The sequence below is a fragment of the Desulfotruncus arcticus DSM 17038 genome, assembly GCF_900113335.1.
Classification (GTDB): Bacteria; Bacillota; Desulfotomaculia; order Desulfotomaculales; family Desulfallaceae; genus Desulfotruncus; species Desulfotruncus arcticus.
On the sequence record NZ_FOOX01000053.1, the window covers coordinates 1 to 1,625 of the forward strand.

Here is a 1,625-nt window from a genome sequence, read left to right on the forward strand (position 1 = left end):
TCCCAGAATTTTAGGCGAAATTACGCTTGCTTCAAGCTGCTGAATAATGATAAAAGCCAGTATAACTTTTATTACCATCCACTTGGAAACCAGCATAGCCAGCGTTATGGCGGGGACAGCCCCTATAAACGGCCCAAAGTATGGGATAAGGTTGGTTAAGCCCGCAAATATGGCCAGCATAAGGGCCAATTCCATACCCAGGGCCGCCATCGCCAGACCGGTCATTAATCCGGTAATCACGCTTACCAGCAGGTAACCCCTGACAAAGCTATCAATTATCCGGCTTATTTCCCTTCCCAACTGCAACACTTCCTCGCGCCTTTGGACGGGAATAAAATTAACTGCCCTATCTATGTAAATTTCAGCATCTTTCAGCAGGTAATAAGCAATAATGGGCGCCAGGATAATATTAAAAATATAACCTGCCAAACTAAGCATCACTTGAACGACACGTTCGGCCTGTTTAACCAGGAGCTGCTCCAGCCAGGTAATACGCTGGTCAATGATTTTGCGTAAAGCATCGGGAATGCCGGCCCGGGCATACTCAACTTGAATCGAGTCAGTAAACTCCTGTATTTGGGTAGCGTAATCAGGGACAACATCGGCCATCATATCTAGCTGCTCGATTATATGCGGCATGCCAAACAGCAGCAAACTGGCAACAACTATAAGCATCGCCGCATATACAATTAATATGGAAATCGTGCGGGGAGTGCCCCTGCTTTCAACCGTACGGATCATCGGGTGCAATAGATAAGCAAGCACGATGGCCAACAGAAGGGACAAAAAAATACCACGTATCAGGTAAAAAAAATAAAGTATCACTGCTACCAGCATAATCATCAGCATAATGCGGTAATTCTTTTTCCAGTCCCACCTGGCCAAAATTCACACCACCAAGTAAAAAAGTGAGGTCATAGCCCCCACTCTTTATTATTTCTTTCCAATGATTCCGCTTACCGTTCGAGATACGCCCCTGATCATGCGGTCAGTGGCCCGGCGGGAATTTTTTCGCCGCAGATTTGCCTTGAGGTTAGCTTTTAAATAAGGTATCCCGGTTAATTTTTTTTGCGGTTTCTTCATCATCGACATCAGCACACCTAATACGCTGCCTGTGATCATGCCTCGCCAAAAGGCCCGTTTCAAAATATATCACCCCTGTTACAAAAGAGATTCGTTTTGAGGGTCAAAAGCAACCAGACTTCCGTCCTCGCCTACTTCAAATATACTTACCCCTTCTTTGTTCTTCCGGTATTCAACACAGCAATCCCAGCAATAATACTGATCAACGCCAACCTTGCCGGTGGCCTTGCCGCCGCAAATCGGGCAGTGCAACCTGTTCTACCCCCCTGCATACATAATCTTTACAAAAATTATGCCCATTTTCCGGCTCATTAATGCTATGCTCTATAATGTTCGTAAAAGCAATCGCCGGAAATTAATTATGCAACAATCCAGGTCTACATGGACATATTCGGGAAAGGTTTGTGAGGGTGATTATCAAAAGTATAAAAGAGCCCTTGGATTTTTTCCAAGAGCTCTTTAAAATCAAGTCCGGCAACGACCTACTCTCCCAAGGACAAGCCCAAGTACCATCGGCCCTGAAGAGCTTAACTTCCGTGTTC

At 45.4% G+C, this 1,625-nt stretch carries 3 protein-coding genes and 1 rRNA gene; all 4 read right to left on the reverse strand.

Features of this window, described 5'->3' with window-relative positions; genetic code table 11:
• Positions 1–885, reverse strand: an 885-nt coding sequence (locus tag BM056_RS25490; RefSeq protein ID WP_092476349.1) for an AI-2E family transporter, incomplete at its 3' end; no start/stop codon positions are given.
• Between the two features lie 48 nt (positions 886–933).
• Positions 934–1,146: a hypothetical protein gene (locus BM056_RS25495; RefSeq protein ID WP_092476352.1), complete on the reverse strand. Its 213-nt coding sequence runs from the start codon at positions 1,144–1,146 to the stop codon at positions 934–936.
• A 15-nt stretch (positions 1,147–1,161) separates the two neighbouring features.
• Positions 1,162–1,335, reverse strand: coding sequence for a YrzR-like zinc ribbon domain (locus BM056_RS26515; RefSeq protein WP_165613728.1), 174 nt, complete (start codon positions 1,333–1,335; stop codon positions 1,162–1,164).
• 217 nt (positions 1,336–1,552) lie between these two features.
• Positions 1,553–1,625, reverse strand: a 5S ribosomal RNA gene (gene rrf / locus BM056_RS27840); the annotation flags it as partial.